The organism is Algorimicrobium echini (assembly GCF_900115185.1).
Classification (GTDB): domain Bacteria; phylum Bacteroidota; class Bacteroidia; order Flavobacteriales; family Flavobacteriaceae; genus Algorimicrobium; species Algorimicrobium echini.
Window position 1 is genome coordinate 419,651 of record NZ_FOVN01000001.1, and the last position, 22,565, is coordinate 442,215.

Genomic DNA, 22,565 nt, shown 5'->3' on the forward strand with positions numbered 1-22,565 from the left:
AGTAATAATAAACTTATTAAAACGTCATTACGTCCAGTTTATAAAAGATGTTAATAATATGTTCTACAGCAGTCTTATAAAATTCAGGATGGATATTTTCATAATCATCCGTGGGTTGATGATAGTCTTGATGATCTTCTACACCAAAATATAAAAATGGAATTTTTTTCATATGAAAAGGTGCATGATCTGATGAAAACATCCAGTTTTGTTTACCGTCTGTACCGTCATGGCCTGCTATAATAGTAATAGTTTCAGGCGTATCTAATTGGCTATACATGGTTTCCAAGTGTGAATGACTTTTAATTCCGGTGACGTATAATTCATTATTTTCATTCCGTGATACCATATCTAAATTGATATTAAGCACGATCGTTTTTAAATCTACAATAGGATTATCAACAAAAAATTTAGATCCTTGAAGCCCTAATTCTTCTGCATCAAAAAAGGCCAGAATTACGGAATGCTTTGGTGGGTTTTTCTTAAAAGATTCGGCAAATGCTAATAGCGCACTTACTCCCGAAGCATCATCATCAGCACCATTATAAATTTGACCATTTTTAACACCCTCATGATCATAATGAGCGCTTAACACAATGTATTTATCAGGAAATTCCGTTCCTTTTATAGAACCTAGAATATTGACTCCATTGTATGATTTATTTCTACTCTGAAATGTGAAAGGCTGCTCAAAATTTTGTGTCAAGGAACCAACTTCTAGCAATTCTAATTGTTCGATAATATAATTCTTTGCTTTGGATGCCCCTGGAGTTCCAGTTCGTCTACCTTCGTAAGCATCAGAAGCTAACTCCTTGACGTGATTTAGTAGGTTGTCAGGATTGAAATTGTAGGTGTTATTTATTTGTCCGAAGGAGAGACAGGAAAACAGCAAGATAAAGGCTGTAGATAAAATAAAATTAGTGCTTTTCATTAGTATAGATTAAGTATATAAAGTAACAAAAAAATCCCAAGATAAAACTTGGGATTTTTATAGAAATATTAAAAAAATTTATCCTTTTAAACTCGCCTTTAAATATTCACGATTCATTCGCGCAATATTTTCTAATGAAATTCCTTTAGGGCACTCCACTTCGCAAGCTCCCGTATTGGTACAGTTACCAAAACCTTCTTCATCCATTTGCTTAACCATATTTAAAACACGGTCTGTAGCTTCAATTTTACCTTGAGGCAATAGTGCAAATTGAGAAACTTTAGCACCAACAAATAACATGGCCGATGAATTTTTACAACTCGCTACACATGCTCCACAACCAATACAGGTTGCAGCACTAAAGGCATCGTCTGCATCGTGTTTATTAACAGGAATGGCATTTGCATCAATGGTGTTTCCTGAAGTATTTACCGAGATAAAACCACCAGCATGTTGAATACGGTCAAAAGAACTTCTATCCACAACTAAATCCTTTATAACTGGGAATGCTGTTGCTCTAAATGGTTCAATAACTATGGTATCTCCATCCTTGAACATACGCATATGCAATTGACAGGTTGTTATGCCACGATCCGGTCCATGAGCTTCGCCATTAATATACAGCGAACACATACCACAAATTCCTTCACGACAATCATGATCAAATTCTACAGGCTCATCACCTTTATTGATTAGACCTTCGTTTAATACGTCTAACATTTCTAGGAAAGACATATCTGGAGAAATATCACTTATGGGATACTCAACCAATTTTCCTTTATCGTTAGCGTTTTTTTGACGCCATATTTTTAACGTTAAATTCATAGCTTTCCTTCTTATTTATAACTTCTTTCTTTCACTTCTATATTCTCGTAAACCAAATCTTCTTTGTGTAATACGGCATCCTTTGGATCTCCTTTATATTCCCAGGCTGCCACATATTGGAATTCTTTTCTACGTTGGGCTTCACCTTCTTCTGTTTGATATTCTTCTCTGAAGTGTCCACCTGCAGATTCTTCACGCAATAAGGCATCTTTTGCAAATAACTCACCTAACTCTAAAAAGTCAGCTACACGTAAAGCTTTTGCTAACTCCTCATTGAATTCTTCATTGGTACCAGGAACTCTAACATCTTTCCAAAATTCTTTTCGTAGTTCTGCAATTTCTGTAATAGCAGATTTTAAATCTGCCGCATTACGTGCCATACCACATTTATTCCACATGATTTTACCTAAACGTTTGTGGAAATGATCAACAGAATGCGTACCGTTATTGTTAATTAAATGCGCAATATTATCACGAACATTTTTTTCAGCCTCATCAAATGCTGGTGAATCAGTAGGGATTGTCCCTGTTCTAATATCATTAGCCAAATAATCACCAATAGTATATGGTAAAACAAAGTAACCATCTGCTAAACCTTGCATTAATGCTGAAGCACCAAGTCTGTTTGCACCATGATCTGAAAAATTAGCTTCACCAATAGCATATAATCCTGGTACGGTAGTTTGTAAGTTGTAATCTACCCAAATACCTCCCATAGTATAATGAACGGCTGGATAAATCATCATAGGTGTTTCGTATGGGTTCTGATCAACAATTTTCTCATACATTTGAAAAAGGTTACCATACTTGTTTTTAACTACTTCTTGTCCTAATTTTTTAACTAGCGCATCATCATTTTCATCCAAACCTTTTACATGAGCTTGCTCTTTTCCATAACGCATGAAGGCTGCTGCAAAATCTAAATAAACAGCTTCTCCTGTTGCATTCACACCGTAACCAGCATCGCAACGTTCTTTAGCTGCACGTGATGCCACATCACGAGGCACCAAATTACCAAAAGCTGGATAACGACGCTCTAAATAATAATCACGATCTGCCTCTTCTATCTGCGTCGGTTTTAATTTACCAGCACGAATGGCTTCAACGTCTTTTATATGTTTTGGAACCCAAATACGACCATCGTTTCGTAACGATTCTGACATAAGGGTTAATTTTGATTGATGATCTCCAGAAACAGGAATACACGTTGGGTGAATTTGCGTATAACATGGGTTTGCAAAGTAAGCTCCACGTTTATGAGCTTTCCATGCTGCAGTTACGTTACTACCCATGGCATTTGTTGACAGGAAAAATACGTTTCCATAACCTCCAGTTCCTAAAACAACAGCGTGCGCTGAATGACGTTCTATTTCGCCTGTAACCAAATTACGTGCAATAATACCGCGTGCTTTACCGTCTACTATTACAACGTCTAGCATTTCATGGCGACTATACATTTTTACTTTTCCACGACCAATTTGACGGTTTAATGCCGAATAAGCTCCTAATAATAACTGCTGACCTGTTTGACCTGCTGCATAAAATGTTCTAGAAACTAATACACCACCAAATGAACGGTTATCTAGCAGACCACCATACTCACGTGCAAAAGGCACTCCTTGGGCTACACACTGATCAATAATATTTGCAGATACTTCCGCTAAACGATACACGTTAGCCTCTCGCGAGCGGTAATCACCACCTTTAACCGTATCATAAAACAAACGGTAGGTTGAATCACCATCACCTTGATAATTTTTAGCAGCATTAATTCCGCCTTGTGCAGCAATTGAATGCGCACGTCTAGCAGAGTCTTGAAAACAAAATGCTTTTACATTATAACCTAATTCAGCTAATGTTGCCGCTGCCGAACCTCCTGCCAAACCAGTTCCTACAACAATAACGTCTATTAAGCGCTTGTTAGCTGGATTGACCAAGTTAATGGAGTTTTTATGATTTGTCCATTTATCTTTAAGTGGACCTTTTGGTATTTTTGAATCTAAAGCCATATTAGATATGTTTTTTAGTGATTAAGGTAGTGGAATATCGCAATAAAAATAAATCCTAATGGGATACCAATAGCGTATACTTTAGCAAAACCTTTTAAACTTTTTGTGTATTTGTTGTTAGCGCCAACGGACTGGAAGGCAGACATAAAACCATGCAATAAATGCAGTGCTAAAAACACAAAAGCTAAACAATAAGCAGCCACACGTATTGGGTTTTCAAATTTATGAACTAATTCTTCATAGTATCTAAATCCTTCACCATCGGCTAATAATCCAGACATATCGCCTTGGATGTATTTGGTGTTAATTTCTGGAAACCAAAAATCAATAAAATGAAGCACGATAAAAGCGAGTATAGCTGCACCGCTCCAAATCATATTTCTACTCATCCATGATGAATTGGCACTACCATTATTTTTTGCATAACTGATTTTTCGGGCGCTATTATTTTTTATTTCTAGCACAAAACCCATGACAAAATGAAAAATAACACCAAAAATTAAAATAGGTTGAAAAATGTACTGCACTAGCCAAAAGGTTCCCATAAAATGAGAAACCTCATTAAACGCATCAGGACTGAATACTGATAAGATGTTAATAGCAAAATGCTGTAGTAAAAAAATCATTAGGAAGAATGCCGAAAGTGCCATGGCAAATTTTCTCCCAATCGAAGAATTCAAAATTCCGCTCATTGTTGAAGTTTAATATTTATCAAACAAAGATACGCTTCAAAACAGTTTTAGACAAAATACAGACATATATATTATGTATTTAGAATGATTTTAAACAGAACAAAAAATCCGTTTAATTTTAAAACTAAACGGATTTCTAATAAATCTGTAATTGTTCCTTATTCTACAATTGGAATTAAACCTCTTAAACCCATATCCACTAACGTTTCGCCTGCTTGAGGCTCGTATTTACCATCAGAATTGATTTCAGTCCATTCAAAGCTATTATTAACAGAAAACGACAGTGTTACGACCACATCTTCGGTTTCTGTTCCCGTAATTGTTAAACCATTTTCAAACTCACCTGTAACTACACAAGAACCTTGTGGTATTGGTGATGAATTAAACAGTGGATTAGGAACCGTTGTGGCACCTGGAGGCGCCTGACCTTGAGAGGTAAAACCTAAAGCCTCAAAAGCCCAAAAACCTTGTAGTTTATTTTCATTGATTGGAAATGAAGCACCATTAAAGTTAAGCGTTGGTACGTAAGTATTGTACCCTACAAAACTAGCCAAGGTTCCAGAATATTCATTGCCATCTGCTGCTAAAAAATTGATTGCACCTTCTTGATAAGCCAAAGAGACACGAACCCAGCTATAGTTTCCTGTGGCAACTTGACTTAATGGAATGGTTAAAAACGTTTCATTGTTTCCAGCAAATTTAGCTTCTTGAAAATCAATAGCCTCCTCACCTCCTTGAGTTGTTGTTGGACCTTCATATATAATAGCTCCTTGACCTAATAGAGTGTTAGCTGTTGGCGCCAACTCAATGTAATGCGAACTCATTCTAGCAAAACTTGGTGATTGTGCCGCATTTTCATTTGGAATAGTTGCTGGTTGTCCTAAATTATTCAAGCGAATTTGATTTGGATCAAATTTGAATTTAATGACTAAATTAGCCTCTTCAGGTGCAGGATTTCCTATAGGCTCGTTTATAGATTCATCACTACAGGAAGTAATTCCTAGAAGAACGATGCACATAATTAGATTTAAAATTTTCATAATGTTTTATTTATATTTGCTCTTTACTTCTTCAAAGTATTTACGCCTATATTCTGGACTTGTTTGTTCTATTTCTAAAGCTTGCCTAATTAATTTTTCGGTTATCTTATCTATTTTTTTATAGAAAGGAACATTAATCAAGCTTTTATAGTACAGCTTTCTATTTTCATTTCCGAAATCTAATTCATGCTCGTAACGAAGCATATTATCAACCTGACTAATAGCCAGACTTAATATATCATGACGTTTACTAAAAGAGTATCTATCGATTTTTTCTAAAAATTCAAGACATTGTTCTGCATATTTAATAACCTCATCTTCGTAAGTAAAATTTTCGATTTTTCTTGGAAGCCAAGTGAAAAAGTTGAAATTTGTTTCAATAAGTTCTTTTATCTTAAATCCCGAAAATTCACTAAAATACAATTGATCATTTAAAGAATATTTCCTAGCTCTTGGTACATCTTCATCATGCGTAACTATACTAAAATTAGTTATTTCCTTAAATCTTGGTTCTTTTTGTATTTTTTTCTCTTCTCTAAAAATAGATCTCATAATTTAATTATTTACAACGCTAAAACTTTAATTTTAGTATAATTACTTAATTTCAAAATCCACAACCTCGCCTAATAATTGAACACTATAAATACCTTTTGGCAGGTAATATGTATCATTTTGCGCTTTCGGAATATCTAAATCAGATTGTTGTTTCATTAATGCTTTTCTACCTTTTTCGGAAATCGACAAATTGTAAGAAATATAATTGAAGCCAGCATCCAAATCAGCAGTAATACTATTTAGTAAATCGTTGTTTGCTGAACGAATTTCTATCGTGTGTTTTCCGGCCTCCTTCACATAAACTTTAATTTGAGTTTCTGGAACGTAAGGCTCTAAATATTGACTCCAAGAATTTCCCCATCGTGATGAATAACGCATAGATTCCATAGGAAATATCGTTACTTTTTTTGCGAGTAAAGCAGCATTTACTTTTTGAACTGGTTCCATATTAGCGGTATATAAACTACGACCATGTGTTCCTAAAATTAAATCGTTTGCTTCTGGATGAACAACTAAATCGTGTATCGCTACAGCGGGTAAACCTTTAGAAAATGCTTCCCAAGAATCGCCTTGATTAAATGATATATAAGTGCCATTATCAGTTCCAACATAAAGAATATTTTCATTTTTTGGGTCTTCTTGAATGACATTAACTGGCGACATTGGCATGTTAGATGCCATGTTTCGCCATGTTTTACCATAGTCTTGAGACACGTACAAATACGTTGTAAAATCATCCCAACGATAGCCATTGAGCGCCACATATACACGTTCCTTTTTATGTTGAGACGCAATGACACGCGTTACCCATAAATCTTTTGGGAAACTACTAGAAATCAATTCCCAAGAACCTCCTGCATTTTCAGATATGTGTACCAGTCCATCGTCACTTCCCGTATAGAGTAATCCAAAATTAAATGGCGACTCACTAATACTTGTTAGTGTGCCATAAGCTACATTCCCTTTTTTTCCGCCATTGGTTAAATCGGGACTAATGGCTTCCCAAGTGTCACCTTGATTCATGGAACGCATGAGTTTATTGCCTCCCAAATACAAGATGTCCTGATTATGTGGCGACAACAAGATTGGCGTTTGCCAATTAAAACGGTAGGGATTTTCGCCTAGTTCATGTTTCGGCTGAATGTAGGTTTGGTCATCCGTTTTACGATTTATGCGGAAATAATTCCCAAATTGATATCCTGTAAAAACAACATCCGAGTTTCTACTATCTATTTGAATTTGCATACCGTCTCCACCCATTAGTTCTTCCCATGGATATTGTCCACTTTGATGCCAGTGTTTGCTTTCTCTAGCGTTATGAGGACCAACCCAAACACCATTATCCTGCAAACCACCATAAATATTGTATGGTTTTTCGTTATCGACATTAATCGCATAAAATTGTCCAACGGCATTGACATTGAGTTTTTCCCAGTTATCACCATCATCATAACTCATATTTAAGCCACCATCGTTTCCGTTAATTAAATGGCCTGATTTTTTTGGATTAATCCACAACGCTTGATGATCAGCATGGACGTTTTCCCTACTAATAGATGTAAACGTTTTTCCTGCATCTTTAGATTTTAAAAGCGGAACTCCCAATACATAAATGGCATTTACATCATTTGGATCAACCCGTATTTCACCAAAGTAGTACCCATAACTGAAATACAAGCCTTCCAAATAATCGTCATGTGTTTTTTTCCATGTTTTGCCTCCATCTTCACTCTTGTAGACTTCGGCTCCAATAACAGGTGTGTCAAATAACATAGCATTAGCATCCTCTAAATAATTTGCTAAATCTATGGGTTTAACGGTTCCACTTCTAACCAATTGTTTCACATTATCTGCACGATATTTTTCTTGAAAACCATTGGTTTTTAAATAATCATTCAGCTTTTTATCTTCTAGATTTAATAACTGTTCAACCGACATGGTTTTAAATTCATTCTTTGTTAAACCACGTGTTTCACTTTTTTCTTTTGAATCCGTTCTATGAAACTGACTATCATGTAACGCATAAATCAAGTTTTCATCAAAAACGGCTAACCCTATTCTACCAACACTAATTCCTGTAGGGAAACCACTGGTTTTGGCAGACACTTTTTTCCAGGTAGTCCCTGCATCTTCACTTTTATAAATTGCTGAATTAACACCATTTCCTGTAAAATTCCACGCTTTTCGGTCACGCGTCCATGAGGATGCAAACAGGATATTAAAATTATTTGGCACTGATTGCACATCTATAATGCCACTAGTATCATCAACATACAAGGTATTACTCCACGTTTTTCCGCCATCTGTTGTTTTATAAATACCACGCTCGGCATTTGAAGAATATAAATGACCCGTAACACCAACAATAACGATATCAGGATTGTCAGGATGTATTAAAATTCGCCCAATATGATGCGAATCTGACAACCCAACGTGTTCCCAATTGTCACCATTATCTATAGATTTTAAAATCCCAATTCCTGCATAGCTAGAACGTGATGAATTATTCTCACCTGTTCCAACCCAAATTGTTCTAGTTGGCCAATGCACAGCAATATCACCTACGTTTTGTGTATTAGCAGCATCTAGAATGGGTTTAAATGTGGATCCATTGTTAATGGTATGCCAAACACCTCCCGATGCATATGCCACATAAAACTCAATAGGGTTTTCTGGATTGACAGCCAAATCCGTAACACGACCACTCATAACTGTTGGTCCTATATTGGTAAATGGAATGTTTTTAACCAAGGATTTTTGCATTAAAGCGTCTTTCTGCTCTAATGATTTTTTAATAACACTTGATGGTGTAGCTGGTTGTTGACCAAATGCAGTGGCAACCAAAATTATAAAACCAAGACTGATTAGCTGGAGGCGATTCATAAAATAACGTGATATTATTTGTTTAAAATTGAAAATTAGCCATAAACTGCCTAGCATCAAAATTTGGTGTTAAAGTTTAACAAAAAGTGAAGCGTTTTTTTTCTAAACCATTGTGAAATATGTAGCTTTGAGGAAATCAATTTTCAACAATATGAAACATGTATTTTTTCAAGTTTCATTTAATAGAAAATACTAAAATTCGCTTTAGAAAACTAGCCTTCAGTAAATAGGCAATAAATACAGACACATGAATTGAGCGCTCTAAAAACATTATCTCTAATGGAATTATTGGATAGCGAACACATGTGACAATTAAAAAACAATAAAAACGAACACATGAACCGAGCGTTCTTAAAACATTATCTCTAATGGTAATTATTTTATAGCGAGCACATGTGACAATTAAAAAACAATAAAAACGAACACATGAAATACCAGTTAATAGACAATCAACTTTTTATTAAAAACCGGAAAAATTTTATGGCTCAAATGAAGTCTAATAGTTTAGCCGTGTTTAATTCAAACGATGTATATCCAATAGGCGCAGATAGTACCATTCCTTTTCAACAAGATCGAAATATTTTTTATTTAAGTGGTGTAGACCAAGAAGATAGTATTTTGGTACTTTTTCCAGACTGCCCAAACCCAAAGCATCGCGAAATTTTGTTTTTAACTGAAACAAACGACCATATTGCTGTTTGGGAAGGTGAAAAATTAACCAAAGAAAAAGCTCTAGAAACTTCTGGTATCAAGACGGTTTATTGGCTTCAAGATTTCGATAAAATTTTTAAAGAAGTCATGGCACAATGCGAAACGGTTTACATCAACACCAATGAGCATTATCGTGCAAATACTGATACTCAAACTCGTGAAGATCGATTTAATAAAAAACTAAAAGAACAATATCCAGCTCACAGTGTCGCCAAAAGCAATCCCATATTGCAACGTTTACGTTCTGTAAAAGATAAGATTGAATTAGACATCATGCAACAGGCCTGTAATATTACAGAAAAAGGCTTTCGCCGTTTATTAAATTTTGTAAAACCAGGTGTTATGGAGTATGAAATTGAAGCCGAATTAATGCATGAATTTTTAAGAAACCGCTCGAGAGGGTTTGCTTACACACCCATTGTAGCCTCGGGAAATAATGCGAATGTTTTACACTACATACAAAATAATCAAGAATGTCAGGCTGGCGATTTAATTTTGCTTGATGTTGGTGCTGAATACGCCAATTATTCTAGTGATATGACTAGAACAATTCCTGTTTCTGGAAAATTTAACGACCGACAAAAGGCTGTTTATAATTCGGTAAATCATGTTAAGAAAGAAGCCGAAAAAATGTTAGTTCCTGGAACTATTTGGGCCGATTACCATGTGGAAGTTGGCAAATTAATGACCTCTGAACTTTTAAAATTGGGATTATTAGACAAAGCTGATGTTCAAAATGAAAATCCAGATTGGCCAGCTTACAAGAAGTATTTCATGCATGGAACCTCTCATCATATTGGTTTAGATACACATGATTATGGTTTACTTCATGAACCGATGACAGCAAATATGGTCTTTACAGTAGAACCTGGAATTTATATTCCAAAAGAAGGTTTTGGTATCCGATTGGAAGACGATTTAGTGATTCAAGAAAGTGGCGCACCGAAAAACTTAATGGGTAATATCCCTATTGAAATTGAAGAAATTGAAGACATAATGAATTCTTAATTTTTAATATCTATCATTTTATTAAGCCTCTTTAATATCATTATTGAGGCTTTTTTTTTGATACACATTAACTATAATAAATACAATTATAGCAGGCAACACCCAACCCAAACTATGATTTGCAAGCGGAATAACACTCAAGACACCTTCTAAATGATCTATTGGTATTAAAAACTTTAAAAAATCAGGAATACTAAATATAAAAGTTACCAGTATTACTGCTTTAAAAACAGTTTCTGATGCAAATTTTTCTGGCATCACATGCAACAAAATCAACACAATAGTAATTGGATAAATAAACATAAGTGCTGGCAAGGCAACATCAATAATAAAAGCCACATTATAACTTCCAACCAAAACACCAATTAAAGACGACAATATGGCTGTTAAGGTATATGCTTTTCTAGAATCTTGAAATAAGCCACTCACATAATCAGATGCCCCTGTAATAACACCAACCGCTGTGGTAAAGCAAGCCAAAGCAACAAGAACACTTAAAAAACTAGCGCCTATTTCACCCAATGTAATCTGACTTAATTTGGTTAACACTTCTGTTCTAGTTGCATTATCTGAAAAATTATCTTGCCATAAATAGCCGCAAACTATAAGGCCAGCGTAAATGATAAATAATCCAAAACCTGCCAACAATCCTGAATGCAAAATTAGCTTTCTCTTTTCTTGAAAAGAACCTACTCCATACCTTTTTAAAGATAAAACAATAACAGCACCAACTACAACACCTGCAATGGCGTCAAAAGTTTGATAACCTTCAAAAACCCCAAATGTTATGAGTGAAAATGGCGAACTAACAGCCGTAGTTGCCATTTCTGATGAGCCACCATTTATTCCTAAACCAATTATGATTAATAATATAACAACTATTAAAGGCGTTAAATACTTACCAATTAAGCTTAAGAGTTGCGAGCGATTCATTACAAACAGAAAAACTAATGCGAAATAAATACAGCTTGTTAGCAAAGCAGGCGAATTAAAAAATGGTGCGATTGCCATTTCATGTGTCACAGAAGCCGTTCTTGGCGCTGGTAAAGCAATTGCAATTGCATACATAAACATACAATAAATATAACTAAATACTGGCGACACTTTTTTACCAAAATCGAACATGGTACCTTGTAATTTAGCATACGCATAAATACCTAAAATAGGAATGACTACAGCAGTTAAAGAAAAACCAAAAGCAACTAAATACCAATCACTTCCTGCTTGAACGCCCAAATAAGGTGGCAAAATTAAATTACCCGCTCCAAAAAAAAGCGAGAAAAGAGCAAAGGCAATAATGACTGTTTGTTTCGTATTATTCATTGTATTTGCTGAAAAACAAAATAGATTAATCTTTTAAAATTCAAACTCTGTTATCTTTGCCCAAGATACTTTAAAAATGATATTAGACTATAAAGGTACCGCTGTTTTTTATTCCGACCAAGGCAATGGAACACCAATCGTTTTGCTTCACGGCTTTCTAGAAAGTAGCATAATGTGGCAGCGTTTAATCCCTAAACTTATTGAGAGAAACCGCGTCATTACCATAGATTTATTAGGCCACGGACAAACAGATTGTTTGGGATATATTCATACTATGGAACTCATGGCAGACATGGTTCGTGCGGTTTTAATTCATTTAAATATTGCTAAAAGTATATTTATTGGTCATTCCATGGGAGGCTATGTAGCATTAGCTTTTGCTGAAAAATTCCCTGAATTATTATTGGGCATATGCCTAGCAAATAGCACTGCACAAGCAGATAGTCCTGAACGAAAATTAAATAGAAACCGAGCCATAAAGGCCGTCAAACATAACCACAAAGCGTTTGTTAGCATGGCAGTTACAAATTTATTTGCTTGTGATAATCAGATTATTCTTTCTGAAGAAATTTCACAAGTCAAAAAAGAAGCGTTAAAAACACAGCAACAAGGTATTATTGCTGCTTTGGAAGGCATGAAAATCAGGGTAGATAGAACTGATATTCTCAAAAACATTACGTGTCCTAAATTATTAATTATTGGTCGTAGAGATACGGTTATACCATGTGAAATACTCATTAAAGAAGCCAAAGACACGAAAACTAATTTCGTTATTTTTCCTGATGGACACATGAGCTATATTGAAAATGAAAGTTTATTCTTACAGGAAATAATGCATTTCATCGAATAATTTGTGATTTTGACGAATAATTTGATTTTTTTAATAGCTTTAGGAACCCAAAACTTATAAAGTATGAAACCTACTAACCAAAAAATCGCTTTCATTCCCAAATTATATTGTAATATGTTTGGTCATGATTTTGAAGTTTCCAGAAAAGTTACACTACATGTCAAGGAGTATCAATGCAAAAAATGTAAAAAACAAGCTACAACCAATGGCAATGGCAGATTAACCGAACTGACGCCAAAATTTAAAGAAATTAATAGCATATTAGAACAAATTTACACGCGTCGCGCCATGAGATTGGCATCAAACAGCTACATGGAAACCAATTTACGAATTACCGGTTAACGGAATTTACGCGTTAAAACTTTTCCAACCTTGGGCTTTTAGCGGAATTTTGCTTTCAGCACGTGTTACCAAATGCATTCCTGCACTAACATCTTGCATGTAACCTATGACACTAAAATTGGGGTTAGCCTGAATTTTAGGATAATCTTCTTGCGAAATGGTGAACAACAATTCATAATCTTCTCCTCCATTTAAAGCTACTGTAGTACTATCTATGTTAAATTCTTCACAGGTAGTGATAACTTGTGGGTCTAAAGGAATTTTATCTTCATATAAATCGCACCCTACATTACTTTGTTTACATAAATGAATTATTTCAGATGATAATCCATCGCTGATATCAATCATCGCTGTTGGTTTCACCTCTAATTCCTTCAATAAACTTACAATATCTTTTCTAGCTTCCGGTTTTAACTGTCTTTCAACTATGTAAGTGTATTGATCTAAATCCGGTTGATTATTTGGGTTAACTTTAAACACCTCCTTCTCTCGTTCTAAAACTTGCAAACCCATATAAGCACCACCTAAATCTCCTGTTACCACTAACAAATCATTAGGTTTTGCTCCACTTCTATAAACTGCCTCACCTGTAGCAACCTCTCCAATGGCCGTTACAGAAATTAATAATCCAGATGTTGACGATGTTGTATCGCCTCCAACAACATCAATTCCATAAATACTTGCAGCAGTGTGAATTCCTTCATAAAGTTCCTCCAAGGCTTCTAAAGGAAACCTATTAGAAACCGCAATAGAAACTGTAACTTGCGTTGCCATAGCATTCATAGCATAAATATCAGATAAATTTACCATAACAGCCTTATAACCTAGATGCTTTAAGGGCATATAACTCAAATCGAAGTGAACACCTTCAATTAATAAGTCGGTGGAAACAACTGCCTGTTTTTTACCAAAATCTAAAACCGCTGCATCATCACCTATACCCTTAATGGTAGATTTTTGTGTAATATTAAAATTGGCCGTTAGATGGTCTATTAATGCAAACTCACCTAAATTTTCTAACTGTGTTCTTGGTTGATTTTTATCTTCTATCATGATGCAAAAATAAGAAGCTTCCGGTTATTTGCAGCCATGTAATTCTTTAAATTACGCATTCATGCAATTTTTTAACATAAATAAAGGACCAATAGCAAGTTTTATTATAAATAATCCGTTAATTTTGTTCGGAATCGGTAAATTAATAACAAACTATTTAAAACCGAAATACCTTAAAAAAATAAGAAGTACGTGTTGTGTTTTGTTAGAGACATTAGCTTATAACAAACAATAAATCAACGCATAAATCGTTTACCCTAAAAAAAACATGCGGTATAATTCTGTGTATACCGTAGTAAAAAACCTATGAAAAAGAGACTTAAATTACCCCTATCTATCCAACTTCTATTTATTTGTGTAATTATTTTTACCACATTCCAGGCCTGCGATGATGAACCTGTAGACCCAGTTGTTATAGTAGATTCGGATGGTGATGGCATTCCTGATGGTGAAGATAATTGTCCAGAAGCATCAAATCCAAATCAGGAAGACACGGATAATGATGGCGTTGGAGATATTTGCGACACGCCTGATATAACTGATTCGGATAACGATGGCATTCCAGATAGTGAAGATAACTGCCCTACAATTGCTAATCCAAATCAGGAAGATGATAATAATGATGGTATAGGAAACGCTTGTCAAGACACACCTGCCACAACACCGTTATTTGAATGTATTAACGGTATGGCTGGACCATATCCTTGTAATGGCTATAATTTAATGAGCCATATTCCTATAAATATTTTAGGAGAACTAAATGCTGAAGGTAACGATTCTTGGGGCTGGACAGATAGCACAACAGGAAACGAATATGCCATAGTTGGAACAACTCAAGGAACAGCATTTATTAATGTCACAGACCCTATTAACCCTATATTTTTAGGACGTTTAGCATCTGCTAGCCCTGGAAATAGCGGAAATGTTTGGCGAGACATGAAAGTATATAACAACTATGTTTTTATAGTTAGCGAAGCAAGTGGTCATGGTATGCAGGTTTTTGATTTAACTCGATTACGAAATGTAGCAAATCCTCCAGAAAACTTTACTGCTGACACTCACTTTACCGGTTTTGGAAGTGCTCATAATATTGTAATTAATGAAGATTCTGGTTATGCCTATATTGTTGGAACAAGCCGTAGTGGCACTTTTGCAGGTGGTCCTTTATTTATTAATATTCAGAACCCATTAAACCCTATTAATGAAGGCGGCTTTTTTGGTTATTCACATGATGCACAAGTAATAAATTACAATGGACCAGACACAGACTATACTGGTCAAGAAATTTTAATTGGAAGTAATGAAAATGAAGTCGTAATTGTAAATGTAACTGACAAAGCAAATCCACAAATTATTTCAGATATCGCTTACAACAATATTGGTTATACACACCAAGGTTGGTTTACAGAAAATTTAAACTATTTTATTTTAGGTGATGAAATAGATGAACAGTCTTTTGGAGGCAACACACGAACCATTGTATTTGACTTTACCGATTTAGACAATCCAGCCTTTCATATGAATTACTTTGGCCCTACAGCAGCAATAGATCATAATGGCTACGTAAAAGGTAATACGTTTTATATAGCAAATTATTCAGCTGGTGTACGTTTTGTAGATATTTCTGGTATCGCTTCGGGAACAATGACTGAAGTAGGTTACTTTGACACTTATCCTGCTAATAACAGCACTAGTTTTCATGGTGCTTGGAATGTATACCCTTATTTTAACAGTGGAAATATTATAGTTAGTGACATTGAAGGCGGCTTATTTATAGTGCAAAAACAAAATTAAAATCCCATTGAGAATAAAAGTATTAAGTATTTTAACAACATTATGTATTTTAGGCTGTTCATCTGATAATGGGACAACTCCAGAAGATGTTGCTATTTCAACGACAACCGTTACAACAGTTGGTGGCTCAAAAAACGACAGCGGACAGTCCATCATAAAAACAACAGATGGAGGCTATGCTATCCTAGGCTTCACACAAAGTGCTGATGGTGATATTTCAGATAAATTCAATGAAAGTTATGATTATTGGGTACTAAAATATAGTGCTAATCATGATATGCAATGGACCAAAACCTATGGTGGATCTGGTGATGATCGTGGTGAAAAAATTGTACAAACACGCGATGGTGGCTATGCTATTTTAGGCTATAGTGATAGTACTGATGGAGACATTACCGCAAACGCAGGTGCTCAAGACTATTGGTTAGCAAAATTAGACTCCAATGGAAATCTAGTTTGGCAAGAAACCTATGGTTATAGTGGCGCAGATCGCGGAACCTCATTAGTAGTTACCAATGATGGCGGCTTCTTTATAACAGGCATTTTAGATGTTACAGCTTCTGGAGGCGCAGGAAACACTAAAAATAACCAATTTAAACATGCTGGAGGTGATTATTGGGCCTTGAAATTAGACAGTCAAGGAGCCATTGAATGGAGTAAATATTATGGTGGTAGTTTTACAGACTCACCCTTTGACGCTATTCAAACAACCGAAGGAGACTTTGTAATTGTTGGTTCGTCTGACAGTAACGATGTAGACATCTCTAACAATATTGGTGCTTACGATTTTTGGGTAGTTAAAATTTCTAATTCTGGAACCATTATTTGGGAGAAAAATTTTGGTGGTACTCAAATAGATGAAGCTCATGGCATCATGGATGCTGGTGATGGAAACTACCTCATTGTTGGAGACACACGCAGTGAAGATGTTCAAATTTCTAATAATTTAGGGGCAGCCGATTTATGGCTCATAAAAATATCACCTTCTGGCAATTTAATATGGGAAAAAACTCTCGGAGGCAGTAATTTCGATGCAGGACGCTCCATTACTAAAGCCGTTACCAATGGTTTTATTTTAGCTGGAAACTCTAGAAGTTTAAATGGAAACCTAACAAGTAATTCCGGGCAAAATGATGCTTGGATTTTAAAAGTTGATGCAAATGGTTCTGTTACCAATCAAAAATCTATTGGAGGTTCAGAAATTGATTTTTGCAATAGCGCTATTGAATTAGATGACCAAACGATAGTTGGGGTTGGAGAGTCTAGCAGTAATGATGGTGATGTTTTAGTAAATAAAGGATTTTCAGATTTATTAATTATAAAAACAAAATGAAAAAAATAATAGCAATATTTATAGTATCATGCATTCTATTTTCCTGTAGTGAAGATAACGATGACAACCTAATAGCTCCTTTACCTCAAGCAGCAATTACTTTTAATTTCACACATAATTGGGATGGTACCACCATCAATAACAACAATCTACAAACTGAAACCGTTATTAACGCACATGGAGAAGTCATGAGCATGACTCGTTTACGTTATTTAATTTCTCGGTTTGAGTTAACTAACGAAAACGGACAAACGTATCGTTTCAACGGATATAAATTTACCGATTTATCTGATGAGACAACCTATAACTTTTCACCAGAAAATAATAACATTCCAATAGGAACTTATACCTTAAAATTTATCTGGGGTTTTAATGAAACAGACAATATAGATGGCGCCTACACTGACTTAAATAGTGCCTCATGGAATTGGCCAGCTATGTTAGGTGGTGGATACCACTTTATGCAATTTGATGGTATGTATAATGTTAATACAACAGCTATGCCGTACAATTTTCATAATGGAACAGCGCGTGTCAGTATGGATGTTTTCGAACAAAATTTCGCTGAAATTGTACTCGAAACACCAATAACTATAATTAATAATGCTTCCATTGAAGTGAAAATGAATATTGCTGAATTCTTTAAAAACCCAAACACTTGGGATTTAAATGTTCTAGATACACCTTTAATGCCGAATTATGATGCTCAAAAAATGATGCAAGAAAATGTCTTAACGGTATTTTCTATTGGGAATATCACACAATAAAACCACTAATTTGTATAAATCAATAACATATATTTTAATCCTTTCCTGTGTTTTCTTAACTGCTTGTAGTGATGAAAATACGAATGAGTACGTTATTAAACCAACAGCTCAACCGTTAGACATTCCTCCGCTTTTCAATCAATTAATTATCAATCCAATAATTCCAATTGATAACCCGCAAACAGTTGAAGGAATTGCACTTGGTAAAAAATTGTTTTTTGATCCCATACTCTCTGTCAACAACACCCAGGCCTGTGCCTCATGCCACAGCCCACGAAATGCATTTTCAGATACCTCTCAATTTAGCGATGGCGTTAACGGTAATTTTGGCACCAGAAATGCCATGCCAATTTTTAATTTAGCCTGGAATTATGATGAGAAGTTCTTCTGGGATGGCAGTGTATTTAGTTTAGAGCATCAAGCTTTAGAACCTGTTGAAAACCCAATTGAAATGAATAATACTTGGGAAACTGTTATTTCTCGTTTACAACAACATCCAGAATATCCTAATTTATTCACCAATGCATTTGGCGAAGGTATTATAACAAAAGAAAAAGCCACCAAAGCCATTGCACAATTTGAACGAACGCTTATTTCGGCGAACTCAAAATTTGATAAATACCTATTAGGAGAAGTAACTCTTACACCCGAAGAAACCAACGGATTAAACGTTTTTATGGATGAAACACGAGGTGATTGTTTTCACTGCCATGGTAGCCCTAACAACCCACTTTGGACAGATAATAAATTTCATAACAATGGGTTGGACGCCACAATTACCGATTTAGGATTGGGTGCTGTAACTGGAGATCCTGCAGACAATGGAAAATTTAAATCACCATCCCTACGTAATTTGGCTTACACAGCGCCATTTATGCATGACGGTCGTTTTCAAACTTTAGAAGATGTTATCAATCACTACAGCGAAGGACTACAAAACTCTCCAACTATTGATCCATTGATGAAAAAAGTGGCACAAGGTGGCGTACAGCTTTCCGCACAAGATAAAGCAGATTTAATAGCTTTTTTACACACCCTATCTGATCCCTCTTTCGTAAATAACCCAGCTTTCCAAAATTAGTTTCAGTAAATTATTTATAGATGAAATTACTGTAATTTTCAAAATGTCATCATACTAAAAACTGGATTTTAGTGTATAACTTTTATCTATACATCTATCTGTTAATATCATGTTAGGTTATATGGTAATCCATGACTTATATTGTATATTTGCATACTATTTAGAGCAAATCTAATTAAGACTATGATAAAAGTATCTGAAACAGCAAAAAAGAAAGTCGTTGAATTAATGACTGAAGACGGCTACAACGCAAACACGGATTATGTTCGGGTTGGGGTTAAAAGTGGTGGTTGCTCTGGTTTATCTTACGATTTAAAGTTTGATAAAGCCCAAGCTGATGGCGATAAAGTTTTTGAAGACAATGGTGTTAAAATCATTGTAGACAAAAAAAGCTTTTTGTACCTGATTGGTACCACTCTAGAATATTCGGGTGGCCTAAATGGTACTGGTTTTGTTTTTAATAATCCCAATGCCAATAGAACGTGTGGTTGTGGTGAATCATTTTCACTGTAGTCCTAACAGTCTAACCTTTATCTTAAGGTAACTAAAAGAAAAAACACTCATGAGTAAATATACTGAAGACGATTTAAGAGAAGAATTAAAAACCAAAGAATATGAATACGGTTTTTACACAGACATCAAATCTGACACCTTTCCAATTGGTTTAAATGAAGATGTTGTTCGTGCAATTTCTAAACGAAAAGAAGAACCAGAATGGATGACGGAATGGCGATTAGAAGCATTTCGTGTTTGGCAGGAAATGGTTGAGCCAGAATGGGCTAATGTTCATTACCAGAAACCAGATTTTCAAGCAATTTCTTACTATTCCGCTCCAAATAGCAAACCAAAATATGACAGTTTAGATGAAGTAGACCCAGAATTACTAGAAACTTTTAAAAAACTTGGTATTTCTATTGACGAACAAAAAAAATTAGCCAATGTTGCCATGGATGTGGTAGTAGATTCTGTTTCCGTTGCCACAACTTTTAAGAAGACTTTAGGCGAAAAAGGGATTATTTTCATGAGTATCTCGGAAGCCATCAAAGAGCATCCGGAGTTAGTAAGAAAACATTTAGGAACGGTTGTACCTCAAAAAGATAATTTTTATGCCGCTCTAAATTCTGCTGTATTTAGCGATGGATCTTTCTGTTATATTCCAAAAGGGGTTCGTTGCCCTATGGAATTATCAACATATTTCAGAATTAATCAAGCAGGAACTGGTCAGTTTGAAAGAACATTAGTTATTGCTGACGAAGGCAGCTATGTAAGCTATCTTGAAGGTTGTACAGCTCCTAGTCGTGATGAAAACCAACTGCATGCAGCCGTGGTTGAGCTCATTGCTTTAGATGATGCTGAAATAAAATATTCTACAGTACAAAACTGGTATCCTGGAAATTCCGAAGGCAAAGGTGGTGTTTTCAATTTTGTAACCAAACGTGGTTTATGTGAGAAAAACGCTAAAATATCTTGGACACAAGTAGAAACAGGTTCTGCTGTTACTTGGAAATATCCAAGTTGTGTATTAAAAGGCGATAATTCTGTAGGCGAATTTTACTCCATTGCTGTTACTAATAATTTCCAGCAAGCGGATACGGGAACAAAAATGATTCATTTAGGAAAAAACACTAAATCTACCATTATCTCTAAAGGAATATCTGCTGGTAAATCACAAAATTCTTATAGAGGTTTGGTACAAATAAGTTCACGCGCCGACAATGCTCGAAATTTTTCACAGTGTGATAGTTTGCTAATGGGTAACGAATGCGGCGCCCACACCTTTCCATACATTGAAGCTAAAAATAAATCGGCAATTATAGAACACGAAGCAACAACTAGTAAAATTGGTGAAGACCAAATTTTTTATTGCAACCAGCGTGGTATTGACACCGAAAAAGCCATTGCACTTATTGTAAATGGTTTTAGTAAAGAAGTATTAAATAAACTCCCAATGGAATTTGCTGTTGAAGCACAGAAACTTTTAGAAATTAGTTTAGAAGGATCTGTAGGGTAATCAAGATAATCAATATTTTTTAGTGATATTTTATGAAAAAACTAGCCACAATTTTAATGTTATCTATCGCTTTCATTAGTTGTAAAAATGATAGTAAAACCGAAGAAACAACAATAGAAACAAAAACCATAAATGTAGACGATCCTAATCGTACTGAAAAACAAAATGATGGATTAACGCTATTAAAAGGGGAATTTGTTTATTATGCTGATGCTGCTGTTTTACAAACACATCGTGAAGTATATGGTGTTGTTATTGATGATAAAATGATGGAACTTAACAACATGGCAAAAGCCTACAAAAAAGAACCAACAGATTATGCCACAGTTTCCATTCGTGGAAAAGTAATACCAAAACCCGAAAACGAAGAAGGCTGGCCTTTTCGTGTAGAAATAAAAGAAATTTTAAGTGTTTCAGCTTCAAACCCTGAAACCAATAATGTAGTAAAATTGGAATCCAAATAACATGTTAAAAATAACTAATTTACACGCAAGTGTTGACGATAAAGCCATTTTAAGAGGCATTAATTTAGAAGTAAAACCAGGTGAGGTTCACGCTATTATGGGTCCTAACGGGTCCGGAAAAAGTACACTCGCTTCTGTTATTGCTGGAAAAGAAGAATATGAAGTAACAGATGGTACTATTTTATTAGAAAACGAAAACATTGATGAACTAGCCGCTGAAGAGCGTGCCCACAAAGGTGTGTTTTTGTCGTTTCAATATCCAGTTGAAATTCCAGGAGTTTCGGTAACAAACTTTATTAAAACAGCCATTAACGAAACACGAAAATCAAAAGGACTTGAGGACATGCCTGCTAAAGATATGTTGAAATTAATACGTGAAAAAGCTGAATTACTTGAAATAGACAGAAAATTTTTATCACGTTCCTTGAATGAAGGTTTTTCTGGAGGCGAAAAAAAACGAAACGAAATTTTTCAGATGGCCATGTTAGAGCCTAAACTCGCCATTTTAGATGAAACTGATTCTGGATTAGATATTGACGCCTTACGCATTGTTGCTAATGGTGTTAACAAGCTTAAAAGTAAAGATAATGCCGTAATTGTTATTACGCATTACCAACGTCTGTTAGACCATATTGTTCCAGATTTTGTTCATGTATTATATAATGGTCGTATTGTAAAATCAGGAACCAAAGAATTGGCTCATGAACTTGAAGAAAAAGGTTACGACTGGATTAAAGAAGAAGTAAACGCATAATAAGTTTAAAGTTTTATATTCAGAAATCAAGTTTCATAAAACAAGAATTTAGAATATAAGCTTAACTATTACAAATTAGCAAACAGCATTCTTTAGCAAGTACAGAATTACTGACCTCTGCTAATGAACACTGAAAACA

At 35.0% G+C, this 22,565-nt stretch carries 20 protein-coding genes; 11 read left to right on the forward strand and 9 right to left on the reverse strand.

Annotation, left to right across the window (positions count from 1 at the left end):
- Window positions 1-16: 16 nt before the first annotated feature.
- The 7 genes from BM239_RS02000 to BM239_RS02030 all read right to left on the reverse strand — a co-directional run bounded on the left by BM239_RS02000 (window position 17) and on the right by BM239_RS02030 (window position 8,935).
- The gene (locus BM239_RS02000) at window positions 17-931 is read right to left on the reverse strand and encodes a M20/M25/M40 family metallo-hydrolase (RefSeq protein WP_092205973.1); all 915 of its coding nucleotides are present in this window, start codon (window positions 929-931) and stop codon (window positions 17-19) included.
- A gap of 78 nt (window positions 932-1,009) precedes the next feature.
- On the reverse strand, window positions 1,010-1,756 hold the full coding sequence (locus tag BM239_RS02005) for a succinate dehydrogenase/fumarate reductase iron-sulfur subunit (RefSeq protein WP_092205974.1): 747 nt from the start codon (window positions 1,754-1,756) through the stop codon (window positions 1,010-1,012).
- Window positions 1,757-1,767: 11 nt separating this feature from the next.
- Window positions 1,768-3,765, reverse strand: coding sequence for a fumarate reductase/succinate dehydrogenase flavoprotein subunit (locus BM239_RS02010; RefSeq protein ID WP_092205975.1), 1,998 nt, complete (start codon window positions 3,763-3,765; stop codon window positions 1,768-1,770).
- 14 nt (window positions 3,766-3,779) lie between these two features.
- Window positions 3,780-4,457 carry a succinate dehydrogenase cytochrome b subunit gene (locus tag BM239_RS02015; RefSeq protein WP_092205976.1) on the reverse strand — a complete coding sequence of 226 codons (678 nt, stop codon included), beginning with the start codon at window positions 4,455-4,457 and terminating at the stop codon, window positions 3,780-3,782.
- Between the two features lie 158 nt (window positions 4,458-4,615).
- On the reverse strand, window positions 4,616-5,497 hold the full coding sequence (locus BM239_RS02020) for a hypothetical protein (RefSeq protein WP_092205977.1): 882 nt from the start codon (window positions 5,495-5,497) through the stop codon (window positions 4,616-4,618).
- Window positions 5,498-5,503: 6 nt separating this feature from the next.
- The gene (locus BM239_RS02025; RefSeq protein ID WP_092205978.1) at window positions 5,504-6,049 is read right to left on the reverse strand and encodes a hypothetical protein; all 546 of its coding nucleotides are present in this window, start codon (window positions 6,047-6,049) and stop codon (window positions 5,504-5,506) included.
- 42 nt (window positions 6,050-6,091) lie between these two features.
- The gene (locus BM239_RS02030; protein ID WP_092206748.1) at window positions 6,092-8,935 is read right to left on the reverse strand and encodes a VPS10 domain-containing protein; all 2,844 of its coding nucleotides are present in this window, start codon (window positions 8,933-8,935) and stop codon (window positions 6,092-6,094) included.
- A 426-nt stretch (window positions 8,936-9,361) separates the two neighbouring features.
- Here BM239_RS02030 and BM239_RS02035 point away from each other — a divergent pair, with 426 nt between their 5' ends.
- Window positions 9,362-10,654, forward strand: a complete 1,293-nt coding sequence (locus BM239_RS02035; RefSeq protein ID WP_092205979.1) for an aminopeptidase P family protein — start codon at window positions 9,362-9,364, stop codon at window positions 10,652-10,654.
- A 21-nt stretch (window positions 10,655-10,675) separates the two neighbouring features.
- Here the strand turns inward: BM239_RS02035 and brnQ are convergent, their stop codons facing one another.
- A complete protein-coding gene (gene brnQ, locus BM239_RS02040; protein WP_092205980.1) occupies window positions 10,676-11,977 on the reverse strand; it encodes a branched-chain amino acid transport system II carrier protein in 1,302 nt (433 codons plus the stop codon).
- A 76-nt stretch (window positions 11,978-12,053) separates the two neighbouring features.
- Between brnQ and BM239_RS02045 the strand changes: the two genes are divergently transcribed.
- Together BM239_RS02045 and BM239_RS02050 are read left to right on the forward strand one after the other, a co-directional pair.
- Window positions 12,054-12,827, forward strand: a complete 774-nt coding sequence (locus BM239_RS02045; protein WP_092205981.1) for an alpha/beta fold hydrolase — start codon at window positions 12,054-12,056, stop codon at window positions 12,825-12,827.
- A gap of 63 nt (window positions 12,828-12,890) precedes the next feature.
- On the forward strand, window positions 12,891-13,169 hold the full coding sequence (locus tag BM239_RS02050) for a hypothetical protein (RefSeq protein WP_092205982.1): 279 nt from the start codon (window positions 12,891-12,893) through the stop codon (window positions 13,167-13,169).
- 6 nt (window positions 13,170-13,175) lie between these two features.
- On the opposite strand, the gene thiL is transcribed toward BM239_RS02050, so the two are convergent.
- A complete protein-coding gene (gene thiL / locus BM239_RS02055) occupies window positions 13,176-14,222 on the reverse strand; it encodes a thiamine-phosphate kinase (RefSeq protein WP_092205983.1) in 1,047 nt (348 codons plus the stop codon).
- A 306-nt stretch (window positions 14,223-14,528) separates the two neighbouring features.
- On the opposite strand from thiL, the gene BM239_RS02060 reads away from it, so the two are divergent.
- From BM239_RS02060 to sufC, 8 genes are all read left to right on the forward strand, one after another.
- A complete protein-coding gene (locus BM239_RS02060; RefSeq protein ID WP_092205984.1) occupies window positions 14,529-16,016 on the forward strand; it encodes a choice-of-anchor B family protein in 1,488 nt (495 codons plus the stop codon).
- 7 nt (window positions 16,017-16,023) lie between these two features.
- Complete coding sequence (locus BM239_RS02065) at window positions 16,024-17,349, forward strand: hypothetical protein (protein ID WP_245758173.1); 1,326 nt, start codon at window positions 16,024-16,026, stop codon at window positions 17,347-17,349.
- Window positions 17,346-18,116: an MbnP family protein gene (locus BM239_RS02070; protein ID WP_092205985.1), complete on the forward strand. Its 771-nt coding sequence runs from the start codon at window positions 17,346-17,348 to the stop codon at window positions 18,114-18,116. The genes BM239_RS02065 and BM239_RS02070 overlap by 4 nt, the downstream gene beginning before the upstream one ends.
- A gap of 10 nt (window positions 18,117-18,126) precedes the next feature.
- Window positions 18,127-19,197, forward strand: coding sequence for a cytochrome-c peroxidase (locus BM239_RS02075; protein WP_245758174.1), 1,071 nt, complete (start codon window positions 18,127-18,129; stop codon window positions 19,195-19,197).
- Between the two features lie 183 nt (window positions 19,198-19,380).
- On the forward strand, window positions 19,381-19,710 hold the full coding sequence (locus tag BM239_RS02080) for a HesB/IscA family protein (RefSeq protein WP_092205986.1): 330 nt from the start codon (window positions 19,381-19,383) through the stop codon (window positions 19,708-19,710).
- 49 nt (window positions 19,711-19,759) lie between these two features.
- Window positions 19,760-21,208 (forward strand): Fe-S cluster assembly protein SufB, encoded by a 1,449-nt coding sequence (gene sufB, locus BM239_RS02085; protein ID WP_092205987.1) that lies wholly within the window; start codon window positions 19,760-19,762, stop codon window positions 21,206-21,208.
- Window positions 21,209-21,240: 32 nt separating this feature from the next.
- The gene (locus BM239_RS02090) at window positions 21,241-21,672 is read left to right on the forward strand and encodes a hypothetical protein (RefSeq protein WP_092205988.1); all 432 of its coding nucleotides are present in this window, start codon (window positions 21,241-21,243) and stop codon (window positions 21,670-21,672) included.
- A 1-nt stretch (window position 21,673) separates the two neighbouring features.
- Window positions 21,674-22,426: a Fe-S cluster assembly ATPase SufC gene (gene sufC, locus BM239_RS02095; RefSeq protein WP_092205989.1), complete on the forward strand. Its 753-nt coding sequence runs from the start codon at window positions 21,674-21,676 to the stop codon at window positions 22,424-22,426.
- Window positions 22,427-22,565 lie beyond the last annotated feature (139 nt).